Below are 15,816 nucleotides of genomic sequence, written 5' to 3' on the forward strand. Positions count from 1 at the left end.
AGTCCGCGCGGCAGACAGAATTTGAGCCTCCGGAGTTGACGCCAGATCGGGCGGCGTCAACTGCGATTGCAGTTTTGCCCGCCAGTGCGCGCAAAAATGGTTTGCCCGGGGGCGAAATCAGGCAAACTTGCCCCCTTCCGGGCTTACGCAAGTTTCATTTTCGACATTCTGCGCAGGTTCAGCGCCACGCAGACGAGCTTCCACTCGGCCTGAGCCTTGGCCAGTCCGCGCATGCTGAATTGTCGAAATCCGAGAACGCTTTTTACCCAGGCATTCGGCGGTTCGGACAGCCATTTGCGCTTTCGATAGGCCGCCTGAGTTTGCGCAGAAGTAAACTTTTCTGCCATCGCGGCGCACAGCGGGCGCTTCAGGGCATCGACCCTCACATCTTTCTTGCCCTCGCGTCCGGGCGCCACAATCAGCTCGGCGGGATGCTCGCGCAATTGCTCGAACGTCGCTTCCGACCGGTAGCCCGCGTCGGCAAGGACTTGCCTGGGATTGGCGCCAGCGTCACGCAGCACGGCAGCAAGAACGCCTGGCAACTGGCCGCTGTCGGCGGCACTGTTACCCAGTTCGGCCGCGACGATGATGTGGGCCGTGTCGTCGACGGCAGCCTGGGCATTGTAGGAATAGTCGAAGCCGCCGCCGGCGTGCTTCATGATCCGGCTTTCCGGGTCAGTAAAATTCTCCTGGGCGTCGGGCTTGGGCTCGCCGAACCTGTACTTGAAGCGCGACTTCTTTTTCGGCTTGTCGCCGCCGTCCGGCGGCGTGTCGTCGTCGCTACGACCACGCGCGATATCGGCCTGGCGCTGGCGCTCTTCCAGACGCGCACGCGCAGCACGGATGACCGCAAGCCGGTCCTCGCGCCGCGTGATCTCGGCCGGAATATCGAGTTCAGGCTCGTTCTTCTCAGCGTCATCGGCCACTTTCGCTTTTGCCAGCAGCGCATCGATCTGTTCTTTCAGTTCAAGCTCGGCTTTCTTCATCCGGTCGTAGCTCATCGCCTTGTGGCGCGAGGCATTGGCCTTGATCTTCGTGCCGTCAACGGCAATCGTCCCGAGCCTGATCAGTCCGCACTCCCTGGCCAGTTTCACCACCTGCACAAACAGGTCCGACAGTTCTTTGAGGTGAAAGGCGCGGAAGTCGCACAGCGTCCGGTGCGCCGGATAGTTGCCCGCCGCCAGGACCCGGAACGCGACATCCTCATGCAGCTTCCTGGCCAGCTTGCGCGACGAGAACACGCCGGTCGCATAGCCGTACACGAGCACCTTCACCATCATCGCCGGATGAAAGGGCTGGTTGCGCTGACCACCGCCGGCATACCGCGCATGGAAAGCGGAGAGGTCGAGTGAGTCCACCGTGTCGCTGATGTAGTAGGCAAGGTGCCCTTCGGGCAGCCAGTCTTGCAGCGCGTGGGGCAGCAACATCTGCTGCTGCGGCTCGTAGGGGAGATAGCTTGTTGTCATCTGCTAACAACGTTTACCCTGCCCGACCGGATGACATCAGACTTCTGCCGCGCACGCTCCTAGCTCTTTTTATGGCATTCGCCGATGAATTGCAGCGGCCAGGTTCACTGCTTATTTCGATTCAGGCGCGGCGCCAGACGGTTGAACCAGTTCGAAGCAGGCCGCCTTTGATTTCGCATCGGGTTGCGCCGGGTCGATGCATTTGAACGCGCTCTGGTCGCGTTGAACAAAAATGGTATCAGTTGTGCCGACGCTGCCGCGTGCGCCATTGATCACTGCGACGATTTTGTAGCCGTCCTGCAGCAGCGTTGAAAGCGTGATCGGACTGGCGCGCCACTGATTGTCGGGCGGCGTTTGGGTGTTCGCTTGGGTGTTGGTTTGGGCATTCGCCTGGGCGTTGGCGAAGAGCGGCGATGCGGCGGCAAAAAGCGCGGTGGATGCGGTGGCCACGGCAAGCGCGGCGGTGCGGAACGTCATCAAGAAACCTCCTTGAAGTTGCTGTTTGGGAAAGCCAAAACGGAAAGCCAAAACAAAAAAGCCGCTGATCTTGTGGATCAGCGGCTTCTTCTTGCAACTGGTGGCGAATCAGGGACTCGAACCCCGGACCTGCGGATTATGATTCCGTCGCTCTAACCAACTGAGCTAATTCGCCGAAAGAAGCGAGATTATGAGGATAGGGCTGGGGGCTGTCAACCCCCGCCGCACAACTTTTTCAAATTGCCCATCCATCATCAGGCGGTTCAGTCCTTCGCGTAGATATCCGAGTCCTTGGTTTCCCTGACGAACAGCATGCCGATCACGAGCGTGGCGAGCGCGACCACAATCGGATACCACAGGCCCGAGTAGATGTTGCCCTTGGCCGCCACGATCGCGAAGGCAGTCGCCGGCAGGAAGCCGCCGAACCAGCCATTGCCGATGTGATACGGCAGCGACATCGAGGTATAGCGGATGCGCGTCGGGAACATCTCCACCAGCATCGCCGCAATCGGCCCATAGACCATCGTCACGTAGATCATCATGATTGTCAGGATCACCACGGTCATCGGCCAGTTGATCTGCGACGGATCGGCCTTCGGCGGATAGCCGGCGGTCTTCAGCGTGGTCGCCAGAGTCTTGTCGAACGCCTTGCCCTGATCCTTGGCGTCGGCGGCCTTGCCGTCATACGTGTTGATCACCGTATCGCCGACCTTGATCTCCGCCAGCGTGCCCGCCGGCCCCGCAACGTTCTCGTAGTTCAAGCCGGCCTTCGAGAGCGCGCTCTTGGCGATGTCGCAGGAGCTCGTGAACTTCGAGGTGCCGACCGGGTTGAACTGGAACGAGCACTCGTCCGGATTCGCGATCACGACAATCGGGGACTTTGCCGTAGCCGTTTCCAGCGCCGGGTTCGTGTAGTGAGTCAGCGCCTTGAACAGCGGGAAGTACGTGCAGGCAGCAATCAGCAGGCCGGCCATGATGATCGGCTTGCGGCCGATGCGGTCCGACAGCGAGCCGAAGAACAGGAAGAACGGCGTGCCGATCAGGAGCGCGATCGCGATCAGGATGTTGGCCGTCGCGCCGTCGACCTTCAGCGTCTGCGTCAGGAAGAACAGCGTGTAGAACTGGCCCGTGTACCAGACCACGGCCTGGCCGGCGGTCAGGCCGATCAGCGCGAGGATCACGATCTTCAGGTTCTTCCATTGACCGAATGCTTCGGTCAGCGGGGCCTTCGAGGTCTTGCCTTCGGCCTTGATGCGCTCGAACACCGGCGATTCATGCAGTTGCAGGCGAATCCACACCGACACGCCGAGCAGCACGATCGACGCGATGAACGGAATGCGCCAGCCCCATACGCCGAATGCGTCTTCGCCCATTGCCGTGCGCACGCCGAGAATCACCAGCAGCGACAGGAACAGGCCGAGCGTGGCGGTCGTCTGGATCCATGCGGTGTAGAAGCCGCGGCGTCCCGGCGGCGCATGTTCCGCGACGTAGGTTGCCGCACCGCCATACTCGCCGCCGAGTGCGAGACCCTGCAGCAGGCGCATCGCGATGAAGATCACCGGCGACACAATGCCGATCGATGCATAGCCGGGCAGGAAGCCGACCAGGAAGGTCGACAGGCCCATGATCACGATCGTGATGAGGAACGTGTATTTGCGGCCGACCATGTCGCCGAGGCGCCCGAATACGATCGCGCCGAACGGCCGCACCGCGAAGCCCGCGGCGAAGCTGAGCAGCGTGAAGATAAAGGCGGCAGTCGGATTGACGCCGGAGAAGAAGCTCTTGCTGATAAAGATCGCAAGTGAGCCGGCCAGATAGAAATCGTACCACTCGAAAACCGTACCCAGCGACGACGCGAAGATCACCCGTTTCTCTTCGTGTGTCATCGGCGCGTGGGAGAGTTGCCCGCCAACGGTAGCCATAAGTCGTCTCCAATATTGATATATGCACGCGGTCCGCCGGCAAAGGCGTCCCCGTGAAACCGATTATTGGAGTGAAAACTTACGGCGTACTGACGTGGAGGGGTGAAACTGCGGTCTCGGATTTTTAGGCCGAATTTCCGTCTAAATTCGTTAAGTGGCGTGTAAATTATCGCAATTTACGGCTAACGTATCTCAATATGGCGACGGGCCCAGCGAGGGTTTTTGCGCGCTTAGGGTAAGTCCCGTACCCGTTCGAGCACCTTTAAGCTGATACGCACGAGCGTTCCGGCAAGCCGCGGCGAGGTTTGATAGACGTGATCGTCGATCGTCATCTCTCCGCCGTGCATCGTCGTGATCTCGCGGACGATCGCGAGTCCGAGCCCACTGCCATCGCCTTCGCGGCCGAGAATCCGGTAAAAACGCTCGACCACGCGCGAGCGCTCTGCCACCGGAATGCCGAGCCCGGTGTCTTCCACTTCCAGATGCACGCGCCGCGCCGTCACGTCGTGCCGCACCCGCACGGTGATTCGCCCGCCGGCCGGTGTGTAGCGGATCGCGTTGTCGATCAGATTCGACAACATTTCCCGCAGCATGACCGGATTGCCGTCGACTTCGACCGGCGTATCCGGTGCTTCGGGCGCTTCTGGTCCTTCGTAGCCGAGGTCCATCTGCTTGGCGAGCGCGGCCTGAACCCAGTCGCGCACCGCGCTGCGCGCGACTTCCGTCACTTCGACGGGCGTGAAAATCTGCCCCGACATGCGGTTTTCCGCGCGCGCCAGCGCGAGCAACTGGGTGACGAGACGCGCCGCATGCTCCGAACTGGTGGCGATCTGCTCGAGCGAGCGGTGGACTTCCTCGGAGGCGTCCTGGCGCAGCGCCAGTTCAGCCTGCGTGCGCAGACCGGCAAGCGGCGTTTTCATCTGATGCGCGGCGTCGGCGATAAAGCGCTTCTGCAACTCCATGTTCTGTTCGAGGCGCGTCAGCAGATCGTTGAACGACGTCACCAGCGGTTCGATCTCCGGCGGCGCGCGGCGAGCTTCGAGCGGCGACAGGTCGTCCGGGCGGCGCGCGCGAATATGCGCCTGCAGCGCATGCAGCGGCGCAAGTCCGCGCGACAGGCCGAACCACACCAGCAGGATCGCCAGCGGCAGGATCACGAACTGCGGCAGGATCACGCCTTTGATGATGTCGTTGGCAAGCTGGCTGCGTTTGTCGAGCGTCTCGGCGACCTGCACCAGCACCGGCTGCGCGCCGGGTGTCTGCGGAAACTCGACGGTCGTATAGGCGACGCGGATGTCGTTGCCGCGCAGCACGTCGTCACGGAATTCGACGAGACCCGGGGGAGGGCGGTCCTCCTCGTGCGGCAGCGGCATGTCGCGCTCGCCGCCCACCAGTTCGCCGCGCGTGCCGAGCACCTGATAGAACACGCTGTCGACATTGTCGGTGCGCAGAAAGTCGCGGGTGGAATCGGGCAGCGACAACTCCGCCACGCCGTTGATCGGATGGATCTGGCGGGCCAGCACGTAGGCGTCGGTTTCGAGCGCGCGGTCAAACGGGCCGTTGGCGATCGACTTGGCGACCAGGTAGGTGACGGCGAGGCTCATCGGCCAAAGCAGCAGCAGCGGCGCCAGCATCCAGTCGAGAATCTCGCCGAACAGCGAGCGCGGGCGCGCTTCGGCGGCGGCTTCGGTCTCGTCGGGCGGGGCGAACGGATTGGCGTAGCGCTCGTCGCGTGCCTCGTCGAGGTCCGCCGCGTGCGCCGTAGCGCGGTCTGCGCGTGCGGACATGGGCGTCTTCTATTTGTAGTGATGGCTCGCCGGCATCGCGGCCGACGGAGGCGAAGACGGCGATCCCGGCGATGCCGGCGCTTCGGGCTCACCGGACGCAGGCGGCGCGAGCGGGTTGTCGCTCGCGTTCACATTTGTGCTCGTGTTCGCGGGCAGGGCGGCTTTCTCGAGGCAGTACCCGAGGCCTCGCACGGTGATGATGCGCACGCCGCTCGGCTCGATCTTCTTGCGCAGCCGGTGCACGTACACTTCGATCGCGTTATTGCTGACTTCCTCGCCCCATTCGCACAGATGGTCGACGAGCTGTTCCTTCGATACCAGCCGCCCGATCCGTTGCAGCAGCACTTCGAGCAAACCGAGCTCGCGCGCCGACAGGTCGATCACCTGCTCGTTGACATAGGCGATCCGGCCAACCTGATCGAACGACAGCGAGCCGTGCCGCACCACCGTCGGGCCGCCGCCCGCGCCGCGCCGGGTCAGCGCGCGCACGCGCGCCTCGAGCTCGTTCAGGGCAAAGGGTTTGGCCATGTAATCGTCGGCGCCGAGATCGAGGCCTTTGACGCGTTCGTCGACGCTGTCCGCAGCGGTGAGGATCAGTACCGGCAGGTTCGAATTGCGGGCGCGCAGGCGGCGCAGCACCTCGAGCCCCGACATGCGCGGCAGGCCCAGATCGAGGATCAGCAGGTCGAAAGTTTGCACCGACAGGGCGGTGTCGGCCTCGACGCCGTTCTTCACATGATCGACGGCATAGGCCGATTGGCGGAGTGATCGAACCAGACCGTCCGCGAGTATGCTGTCGTCTTCGGCAATCAGAATTCGCATGGTGCGCCAACCTGGCCTGGCCGGCGCCGTGGGGTGTCCCCCCGGCGCACAGCGGTCTCCGAAAATTATTGTGGGTAGTTGGGCAGCGCGACGGTAAAAATGCGCGTTCGCATGAGAATCGTGCTTGCCAAAACTACTGTTTTTTTATACAGTGTCTGAGTTTCGTGTGCTGCCATCTAAAAGTGGGCCGCACATCTGCCTCAGACGCCGTTCATCATAGCAAAGGACGATTCATGGAAGAAAGCAAGAAAGGCTCGGCTGGACTGACTGCTGAAAAGAGCAAGGCACTCGCTGCCGCGCTCGCGCAGATCGAAAAGCAGTTCGGCAAAGGGTCGGTCATGCGGCTCGGCGCGGGTGAGGCGGTCGAAGATATCCAGGTGGTCTCAACGGGATCACTCGGCCTCGACATCGCACTGGGCGTCGGTGGTTTGCCGCGTGGCCGGGTGGTCGAAATTTATGGTCCGGAATCGTCCGGTAAAACCACGCTGACGCTGCAAGTCGTGGCTGAAATGCAGAAGCTCGGTGGTACGGCGGCGTTTATCGACGCGGAGCACGCGCTGGATATCCAGTACGCGGGCAAGCTCGGCGTGAACGTTAATGAACTGCTGGTCTCGCAGCCGGACACCGGCGAACAGGCGCTCGAAATCGCCGACGCACTGGTGCGCTCGGGCTCGATCGACATGATCGTGATCGACTCGGTCGCGGCACTCGTACCGAAGGCTGAAATCGAAGGTGAAATGGGCGACTCGCTGCCGGGTCTGCAAGCGCGTCTGATGTCGCAAGCGCTGCGCAAGCTCACCGGCACGATCAAGCGTACCAACTGCCTCGTGATCTTCATCAACCAGATCCGTATGAAGATCGGTGTGATGTTCGGCAATCCGGAAACTACCACGGGCGGTAACGCGCTGAAGTTCTACGCGTCGGTGCGTCTGGACATTCGCCGGATCGGTTCGATCAAGAAGAACGACGAAGTGATCGGTAACGAAACGCGCGTGAAGGTGGTGAAGAACAAGGTTGCGCCACCGTTCCGTGAAGCGATTTTCGACATTCTGTATGGCGAGGGCATTTCCCGTCAGGGCGAAGTCATCGACCTCGGTGTGCAAGCCAAGATCGTCGACAAGGCCGGTGCCTGGTACAGCTACAACGGCGAACGTATTGGTCAGGGTAAGGACAACGCGCGTGAATTCCTGCGCGAAAATCCGGATGTCGCCCGTGAGATCGAAAACCGTATTCGCGAATCGCTGGGCGTGAATGCCATGGCGGAAGTGGCGACCGGTGCGGCCGCTGAAGTCGCGGGCGAAGAAGAGTAACCAGCACGTGATACGCAAGGGCCGGCCGCTGTCCAAGAATGGACGCAACAACGCGGACGGCCCGCGCGAGGATGACAACGATCCGTTCGAGTCGTTCGACGCGCATGATCGCGCTTCGGGTCGTCAATCTCAGTCTGAATCTTCCGCGCAAGCTGAAGCAGACCCGTCCGAAACCACCTACACCCGCTCGCGCCGCACACCCGGCGAGGCGAAGTCAGGGCAGGACGAAGCCAAAAAATCCCAACGCCCGGCCCGTTCGCTAAAAGGACGTGCGCTCGGCTATTTGTCCCGGCGTGAATACAGCCGCTCTGAACTGGCGCGCAAATTGAAGCCGTTCGTCGAAGAAACCGATTCGCTCGATACCTTGCTCGACGCGCTGGAGGCCGAAAACTGGCTGTCCGATTCGCGCTTTGCTGAAAGCCTGATCCATCGGCGCGCGTCACGCCTGGGCGCAAGCCGGATCGTCGGCGAATTGAAGCAGCACGCAGTGGACCAAACGCTGGTCGAAGAGGCCAGTGCGCAACTGCGCGAAACCGAACTCGCGCGCGCTCGAGCCGTCTGGGGGAAGAAATTCGATCGGCTGCCCGAAACGGCCGCCGAGCGCGCCAAACAGGCGCGCTTTCTGGCGTCGCGCGGTTTCTCGGGTGCCACGATCGGCAAAATCCTCAAAGGATTCGACGAGGATTGAAGTGGCGCATAGCCGCAAACCGCGGGCAAACCGCGGGCAAATCGCGGGCAAACGGCGGCAATCCCGCAGCAAACCCTCGCCGCGTACGTCACTTCGTGATAAGGGTTCCCGCGCTGAACCGCCTGCTGGGTGGGCCTGCGGATTCCAACCTGTCTCAAATACCCAGTATGCTAAAATTCACGGGTTTTCCAATCCGGCCTTTCCTTCCCGCATGCCGCTCTCCCCGCCAGTGTCCCGTCAGTTGCGCCACCGTCGCGCAATCAGAGCGGAAGCCTATGAGCGAGCCGATGGCCTGTGGGATGTGGAAGCGTGCTTGACCGACGAAAAACCGCGCGATGTGGTGCTTGCGTCGGGCGTCCGGCCCAATGGTCAGCCGATCCATGAACTCTGGCTTCGCATCACCATCGATCGCAAGCTCAACGTCGTCGACGCCGAAGCGTCGTCCGACTGGGTGCCCTATCCAGGCTTGTGCCAAGCCAGCAATCCCGCCTACCGTGCCCTCATCGGACTCAATCTGTTCCAGAACTTCCGTCGCGATGCTGCCCGTTTGCTGGCCGGCACGGCTGGCTGTACGCATCTCACCGAGTTGTGCGCGCTCCTGCCTACCGCCGCAATCCAGGCGTTCGCCGGCGACGTATGGAACACAGGTGACAGCGCGCCAGGCGCGACAGCGAGTTCAGGGAACGGTACGTCGCACAGCACAGACGAGCATTCCAACGACAAACCGCCATTCCAGCTGGGACGCTGCCATGCGCTGCGTTTCGACGGCGAGGCGGTGCAACAGTTTTATCCGCGCTGGTATGGCCGCGCTCCGTATACAGCGGATCGCGCGGCATCGTCAGGCGACGGGGCAGCCCGCCAGACAGGTGAGGGCGGCAACGCGTCCGGCATGAACGACGGCAGCGGAAACGAAGTTCAATCCAACTCTCAGACTGAAGGGAATCACGCATGAAGATTCACGAGTACCAGGGTAAGGAAATCCTGCGGAAATTCGGCGTCGCGGTACCGCGCGGCAAGCCGGTCTTCTCGGTGGATGATGCGGTCAAGGCCGCGGAAGAGCTCGGCGGCCCGGTATGGGTCGTGAAGGCTCAGATCCACGCGGGTGGCCGTGGCAAGGGCGGCGGCGTGAAGGTCGCCAAGTCGCTGGAACAGGTTCGTGAATTCTCGAATCAGATCCTCGGCATGCAGCTCGTCACGCACCAGACCGGTCCGGAAGGCCAGAAGGTGAATCGTCTGCTGATCGAAGAAGGCGCTGACATCAAGAAGGAACTGTATGTCGGCCTGGTGATCGATCGCGTTTCGCAGAAGATCGTCGTGATGGCATCGAGCGAAGGCGGCATGGACGTCGAAGAAGTCGCGGAAAAGACGCCTGAGCTGATCCACAAGATCGCCGTCGATCCGTCGACCGGTCTGAAAGACGCCGAAGCCGACGAGCTCGCAACGAAGATCGGCGTGCCCGCCGCTTCGCTGCCGCAAGCGCGCTCGATCCTGCAAGGCCTGTACAAGGCATTCTGGGAAACCGACGCATCGCTCGCTGAAATCAACCCGCTGATCCTGACCGGCGACGGCAAGGTCATCGCGCTGGACGCCAAGTTCAACTTCGATTCGAACGCACTGTTCCGTCACCCGGAAATCGTCGCGTATCGCGATCTGGACGAAGAAGATCCGGCTGAAGTCGAAGCATCGAAGTTCGACCTCGCGTACATCTCGCTCGACGGCAACATCGGCTGCCTCGTGAACGGCGCAGGCCTCGCAATGGCAACGATGGACACCATCAAGCTGTTCGGCGGCGAACCGGCGAACTTCCTGGACGTGGGCGGTGGCGCCACGACCGAGAAGGTCACGGAAGCGTTCAAGATCATGCTGAAGAACCCGAATCTGACCGCGATTCTGGTCAACATCTTCGGCGGCATCATGCGCTGCGACGTGATCGCGGAAGGCGTGATCGCGGCGTCGAAGGCCGTGTCGCTGAAGGTGCCGCTCGTGGTCCGCATGAAGGGCACGAACGAAGACCTGGGCAAGAAGATGCTCGCTGAATCCGGCCTGCCGATCATTGCGGCAGACAGCATGGAAGAAGCGGCTCAGAAGGTCGTTGCGGCCGCTCAAGGCAAGTAACGAGCGCGCTCGTCGGGCGCTCAGTTTCACATTGAGCCAGGACAACCAGGATTACGAATGGCGACGCGCGAGCGACGCGGGCGGAGAACATCCCGCCTCGCGCGCAACAGCGCGACGCCAAACGAACAGAGGTCAATACATGTCGATTCTGATTAACAAAGACACCAAGGTCATCACGCAGGGCATCACCGGCAAGACCGGTCAGTTCCATACGCGTGCTTGCCGTGAATATGCAAACGGCCGCGAAGCGTACGTTGCGGGCGTGAACCCGAAGCGTGCCGGCGAAGACTTCGAAGGCATTCCTATCTACGCTAGCGTCGCTGAAGCCAAGGCTGAAACGGGCGCAACCGTGTCGGTGATTTACGTTCCGCCGGCAGGCGCTGCTGCTGCGATCTGGGAAGCGGTCGAAGCCGATCTGGATCTCGCTATCTGTATCACGGAAGGCATTCCTGTCCGCGACATGATCGAGCTCAAGGCACGCATGCGCGCAGAAAACCGCAAGACGCTGCTGCTCGGACCGAACTGCCCGGGCACGATCACGCCGGACGAACTGAAGATCGGCATCATGCCGGGTCACATTCACCGCAAGGGCCGCATCGGCGTCGTGTCGCGTTCGGGCACGCTGACGTATGAAGCAGTCGGCCAATTGACGGCGATCGGCCTCGGCCAGTCGTCGGCAGTCGGTATCGGCGGCGACCCGATCAACGGTCTGAAGCACATCGACGTGATGAAGATGTTCAACGACGATCCGGAAACGGACGCCGTCATCATGATCGGCGAGATCGGCGGTCCGGACGAAGCGAACGCTGCTGAGTGGATCAAGGACAACATGAAGAAGCCGGTGGTTGGCTTTATCGCCGGTGTCACGGCGCCTCCGGGCAAGCGAATGGGCCACGCCGGCGCGCTGATCTCGGGCGGTGCGGACACGGCTGAAGCCAAGCTGGAAATCATGGAAGCCTGCGGCATCACGGTCACGAAGAACCCGTCGGAAATGGCGCGTCTTCTGAAGGCGATGCTGTAAATCAAAATTCGCGCGCAGCCCTGGCGCGTTTTTTGATACGCTTACGAAATCCTTTCGTGAGCGGGCAGTCTTAAAAAAGCGGGGGAGTGCAGACTCCTCCGCTTTTTTATTGCCGGCGCGTCCGATTCGTCCGATCCCTTCGTCCTCTTTCATTCATGCTCGAGTTCTTCGCCACGCTCCATTGGGGCGCAGTCATTCAGATCATCGTCATCGACATCCTGCTGGGTGGCGACAATGCGGTGGTGATCGCGCTTGCCTGCCGCAACCTGCCGCCTGAGCAGCGGACCAAGGGCGTGCTGTGGGGTACGGCCGGCGCGATTGTGCTGCGCGTGGCGCTGATTGCGTTTGCCGTGGCGCTGCTCGACGTGCCGTTGCTGAAATTTGCCGGCGGCCTGTTGCTGTTGTGGATCGGTGTGCGTCTGATGGCGCCCGCCCATGACGTCCACGAGAATATCAAGCCGGCAGACAAGCTTATCGCGGCGATTAAAACCATCATCATTGCGGACGCGGTGATGAGCCTCGACAACGTGATCGCGATCGCGGGCGCGGCCGAGGCGGCCGACCCCGAACATCGCCTCGCGCTGGTGATTTTCGGCCTGGTGGTGAGTATTCCGCTGATCGTGTGGGGCAGCCAGTTGGTGCTGAAGCTGCTCGACCGCTTTCCAATCGTCATCACGCTCGGCGCGGCACTGCTCGGCTGGATCGCGGGCGGCCTGATCATCAACGACCCGGCTGGGGACCGTTGGCCGATCCTCGATACGCCGGCGGCAGAGTACGGCATGAGCATCGCCGGTGCGCTGTTCGTCGTGATCCTGGGTTATCTGCTCAAGCGCCGCAACGCAAACCGCGCGGCGGTTTGAGCTTAAGCTGATCTGAGTCGGGTGCTGAACGATAACGGTGCGGCGGCCCGGGCTTAAAGCCGTATCCGCCGCAGCCGCAGCCGCAGCCGTATTGGCGCGCAACGTTAGCCATTCGGCTGACTGTGTGAAACGAGCACCGCTGGCTACGATTGAAACGCCTGTCCCCGATTCGCGGGGCAGGCGTTTTTCGTTTCAGGAGCCTGCCGATGACCGTTACTTTGCCGTACTCCCCTTTTTCACTGTCCACGCCTTCCCCGCGGCACGCGTTCGAAAGAGCGCGCTGGAGTGCACCCCTCGCGCGCGCTTGCCGCTGCTTTAGTGTCGGCTTCACGCTGATCGAGTTGATGATCGTGCTGGCGATTGTCGGCGTCATCGCGGCCTATGCGATCCCGGCGTATCAGGACTATCTGGCCCGCAGCCGTGTGGGGGAAGGGCTCTCGCTGGCCGCATCCGCACGGCTCGCGGTGTCCGAAAACGCCGCCAGTGGCAACGCGTTCGGCGGCGGCTATGCATCGCCGCCCGCCACCCGCAACGTCGAATCCGTTCATGTCGACGACGACAACGGCCAGATCACCGTTGCTTTCACGACGCGCGTCGCGCCTGCCGGTTCGAATACGCTGACACTCGTGCCCTCGGTGCCGGACAATGCCGACGCACCCACTGCGCGGATCGCCTTGAGCAAGGGTGCCGTGCAGGCGGGCGCGGTCACCTGGGAGTGTTTCGCCGGAGGTAAAACGCCCTCCTCGTTGCCAGCGCCTGGCGCCGGGCCCGCACCTGCCGATGCGCCATCGTTGCCGTCGAATCTTGCACCACCGGAGTGCCGTTCATAAGTCATCGGGCGAACGATCGGGGGAGTTGTTATCCGAACGTAAAACACTGATTTTCGGGATATTTCAGCCCAGCCGGCGCACAGCAGGAGAATTTCTTTGTATAGTGCGCCGGTTGCTGACGCCCTCCGGTTATTCGATGCCCACCCCATTTGCGCGCTATCTGTCTCTCATTCTGTTGGCTCTTGCGTTGGTGCTGCCTTATGCAGTCGTCACCCACACGTATCCGATTCCGACCTTCTACGCTGAATTCACGGCGCTCGCGCTGTATCTGCTAATGGGCGCGGGCGTCGTGCTGCTGGTTTCGACGGCCAGGCCGCGCGTGACGTTTGCGTCGCCGGTCGTCGCGCTGGTGCCGTTGCTGTTCGGGCTGGTGCTGGTGGCGCAGTCGGTGCTGCTGCCGGTCACCCAGCCGTCGATGAACTGGCTCGGCGGCGGTTACTTGCTCGCCGCATTCATGGCCACGCATGCGGGCTACGGTTTCACCCGCGTCAAGCTGAACGAAACGGTGCTGCGCTGGGTCGCTGGGGCGTTGATCGTTGGCGGCCTGTTTGCCGTGTTCTGCCAGGTGATCCAGTTGTTTCACCTCGAAGTGCGCGTGTCGCCGTTTGTCGTCGCCTATAACATCACCGTCGAGCGCCGGCCGTTCGGCAATATGGCGCAGGCGAACCACCTCGCCACCTATATCGCATTCGCGATGGCGGGTGCGCTGTTCCTCGTGCAGACACGCCGCATCGCCGTCAGCATCTGGCTGCTCGCGTCGGCGATTTTCGCTATTGGTCTCGCTTTGACCGTATCGCGCGGCCCTTGGCTGCAGATGGGCGTGATCGTGGTGGCGGGTTTCTGGATGGCCTTTGCGCAGACGCGCAGCCAGCCGCTTCTGCGCCGCGGCAATCGCGAATGGCTGATCCCGATCGTGTTGGCGGTGCTGTTCTTCGTCGTCAATGCCTTGATCCGCTGGGCCAACGTGCGCTACCACCTGGAACTTGGGCAGTCGGCGGCTGACCGTTTCAAGGACGCCGGCCAGATCGCGCCGCGCCTTGCGCTGTGGAAATACGGCTGGACGATGTTCAAGGCGCATCCGCTGCTGGGTGTCGGCTGGGGCGAGTTTCCGAGCTACCAGTTCGAGTATGCGAAGTCGCTGGGCGGCGTCGAGATTGCCAATAATTCGCACGACATCTTCATCGACCTGCTCGCGAAAACCGGTTTGATCGGTCTCGCCATCGTGCTGTTCGGCCTGATCACGTGGCTGGTGCGCGTGGTTCGCGCGCCGCAGAGCGCCGCGCGCGTGTTCGGCATTGCGCTGATCGGCGTGCTGGTCATGCATGCGCTGGTCGAGTATCCGCAGCAGTACATGTTCTTCCTGCTGCCGGCAATGTTCGTGTTCGGGTTGCTCGAGACGCGGCCGCTGCGCCTCGTGCCTGGCCGCCTGTCGTTCGGTGTGTTTGCGGTGGTCGTGTTCGGTGGCGTGGCCGCGCTGTATCCCGTGTTTCGCGACTACCAGCGTTCCGAGGTGCTGTATTACGGCTCGCGTCCGGCCGAGCAGTATCGCGCGGATCCGTCGTTCCTGTTCCGGGCGTGGGGCGAATATGGCCTGGCGACGTTGGAACCCATGAATTCGATGAACCTGCAGCACAAGCTCGCCATGCATAAGCAGGCGATGGCGCTGCTGCCGGGCGAAACCGTGCTGCGCCGGTACGCGGTGCTGCAGGCGTTGAGCGGCGATACGGCGGGGGCGTTCGACACCATTGAGCGTCTGAAGATCTTCGCTGTGGAGTTGAACGACTGGCCTTCGCAGCTGGCCTACGTGTATGAGTTGTGCGACGAGCAGAAGACGTTGGCCGGTTTCAAGGCGGAACTGGTCAAGCGCTACGGCCTGCCGTCCGGCAACGTCAATCAGGACGACGACAGCGACGAGGATTGAGCTGCGCTGTCGTTTTGTAGCCGTAGCTGATGCTTTAGAGGTGGAGCGGGGCGATGGCCTTGGCCGTCATCAACCCGCCACCCAATCCCCAGACTTCCCGCCGTGCTTCTCCAGCACTTTCACATCGGTGATCGTCATGCCGCGATCCACCGCCTTGCACATGTCGTACACCGTCAGCAGTCCAACCTGCACGGCGGTTAGCGCTTCCATTTCCACGCCCGTGCGTCCCAGCGTCTCCACTTGCACCGTGCAGTGCACGCCGGGCAGTTCTTCATCGAGTTCGAAGTCCACTTTGACGCGCGTCAGCGCGAGCGGATGACATAGCGGGATCAGATCGGCGGTGCGCTTCGAACCCTGAATCGCAGCGATCCGCGCGATCCCGATCACGTCGCCTTTCTTGGCATTGCCATCGCGAATCAGCGCGAACGTTTCCGGCAGCATGCGAATCGAGCCACGCGCAATGGCGATGCGCTTCGTCTCCTGCTTGCTGCCGACATCCACCATATGCGCCTGACCGGCGGCATCGAAATGAGTGAGTTCAGGCATGGTTGGGCTCCTTCAGAGGGCGCCTATCATAGCAGTGTGGCCGCGCGGGCC

14 protein-coding genes and 1 tRNA gene are annotated in these 15,816 nt (G+C 62.0%); 8 read left to right on the top strand and 7 right to left on the bottom strand.

Annotated features, from left to right (window positions below):
• Positions 1 to 143: 143 nt before the first annotated feature.
• The 6 genes from B0G76_RS01950 to B0G76_RS01975 form a co-directional block, all read right to left on the bottom strand.
• The gene (locus B0G76_RS01950) at positions 144 to 1,466 is read right to left on the bottom strand and encodes an IS1182 family transposase (RefSeq protein ID WP_120289662.1); all 1,323 of its coding nucleotides are present in this window, start codon (positions 1,464 to 1,466) and stop codon (positions 144 to 146) included.
• Between the two features lie 111 nt (positions 1,467 to 1,577).
• On the bottom strand, positions 1,578 to 1,943 hold the full coding sequence (locus tag B0G76_RS01955; RefSeq protein WP_120289664.1) for a hypothetical protein: 366 nt from the start codon (positions 1,941 to 1,943) through the stop codon (positions 1,578 to 1,580).
• A 98-nt stretch (positions 1,944 to 2,041) separates the two neighbouring features.
• A tRNA-Met gene (locus tag B0G76_RS01960) sits at positions 2,042 to 2,118 on the bottom strand.
• A gap of 88 nt (positions 2,119 to 2,206) precedes the next feature.
• A complete protein-coding gene (locus B0G76_RS01965) occupies positions 2,207 to 3,865 on the bottom strand; it encodes an MFS transporter (RefSeq protein ID WP_120289666.1) in 1,659 nt (552 codons plus the stop codon).
• Positions 3,866 to 4,095: 230 nt separating this feature from the next.
• The gene (locus B0G76_RS01970) at positions 4,096 to 5,652 is read right to left on the bottom strand and encodes a sensor histidine kinase (RefSeq protein ID WP_120289668.1); all 1,557 of its coding nucleotides are present in this window, start codon (positions 5,650 to 5,652) and stop codon (positions 4,096 to 4,098) included.
• A 9-nt stretch (positions 5,653 to 5,661) separates the two neighbouring features.
• Entirely contained in the window at positions 5,662 to 6,474 is an 813-nt protein-coding gene (locus B0G76_RS01975) for a response regulator transcription factor (protein WP_120289670.1), read from the bottom strand.
• 233 nt (positions 6,475 to 6,707) lie between these two features.
• Between B0G76_RS01975 and recA the strand changes: the two genes are divergently transcribed.
• The 8 genes from recA (at position 6,708) to B0G76_RS02015 (ending at position 15,219) form a co-directional block, all read left to right on the top strand.
• Positions 6,708 to 7,784, top strand: coding sequence for a recombinase RecA (gene recA / locus B0G76_RS01980; protein WP_120289672.1), 1,077 nt, complete (start codon positions 6,708 to 6,710; stop codon positions 7,782 to 7,784).
• A gap of 7 nt (positions 7,785 to 7,791) precedes the next feature.
• Positions 7,792 to 8,472 (top strand): recombination regulator RecX, encoded by a 681-nt coding sequence (gene recX / locus B0G76_RS01985; RefSeq protein ID WP_120296141.1) that lies wholly within the window; start codon positions 7,792 to 7,794, stop codon positions 8,470 to 8,472.
• Positions 8,473 to 8,683: 211 nt separating this feature from the next.
• Positions 8,684 to 9,424, top strand: a complete 741-nt coding sequence (locus B0G76_RS01990) for a DUF2889 domain-containing protein (RefSeq protein WP_120289674.1) — start codon at positions 8,684 to 8,686, stop codon at positions 9,422 to 9,424.
• Complete coding sequence (gene sucC, locus B0G76_RS01995) at positions 9,421 to 10,587, top strand: ADP-forming succinate--CoA ligase subunit beta (protein WP_120289676.1); 1,167 nt, start codon at positions 9,421 to 9,423, stop codon at positions 10,585 to 10,587. Before B0G76_RS01990 ends, sucC begins: the two co-directional genes overlap by 4 nt.
• A gap of 139 nt (positions 10,588 to 10,726) precedes the next feature.
• Positions 10,727 to 11,608 (top strand): succinate--CoA ligase subunit alpha, encoded by an 882-nt coding sequence (gene sucD / locus B0G76_RS02000; protein WP_120296142.1) that lies wholly within the window; start codon positions 10,727 to 10,729, stop codon positions 11,606 to 11,608.
• Between the two features lie 155 nt (positions 11,609 to 11,763).
• Complete coding sequence (locus tag B0G76_RS02005) at positions 11,764 to 12,468, top strand: TerC family protein (protein WP_120289678.1); 705 nt, start codon at positions 11,764 to 11,766, stop codon at positions 12,466 to 12,468.
• Between the two features lie 206 nt (positions 12,469 to 12,674).
• A complete protein-coding gene (locus B0G76_RS02010; protein WP_120289680.1) occupies positions 12,675 to 13,298 on the top strand; it encodes a pilin in 624 nt (207 codons plus the stop codon).
• A 136-nt stretch (positions 13,299 to 13,434) separates the two neighbouring features.
• Positions 13,435 to 15,219, top strand: a complete 1,785-nt coding sequence (locus B0G76_RS02015; RefSeq protein ID WP_120296143.1) for a Wzy polymerase domain-containing protein — start codon at positions 13,435 to 13,437, stop codon at positions 15,217 to 15,219.
• Positions 15,220 to 15,288: 69 nt separating this feature from the next.
• Here B0G76_RS02015 and moaC read toward each other — a convergent pair whose 3' ends face one another.
• Positions 15,289 to 15,765, bottom strand: coding sequence for a cyclic pyranopterin monophosphate synthase MoaC (moaC, locus tag B0G76_RS02020; RefSeq protein WP_120289682.1), 477 nt, complete (start codon positions 15,763 to 15,765; stop codon positions 15,289 to 15,291).
• Positions 15,766 to 15,816: the final 51 nt, after the last annotated feature.

Source organism: Paraburkholderia sp. BL23I1N1, assembly GCF_003610295.1.
Classification (GTDB): domain Bacteria; phylum Pseudomonadota; class Gammaproteobacteria; order Burkholderiales; family Burkholderiaceae; genus Paraburkholderia.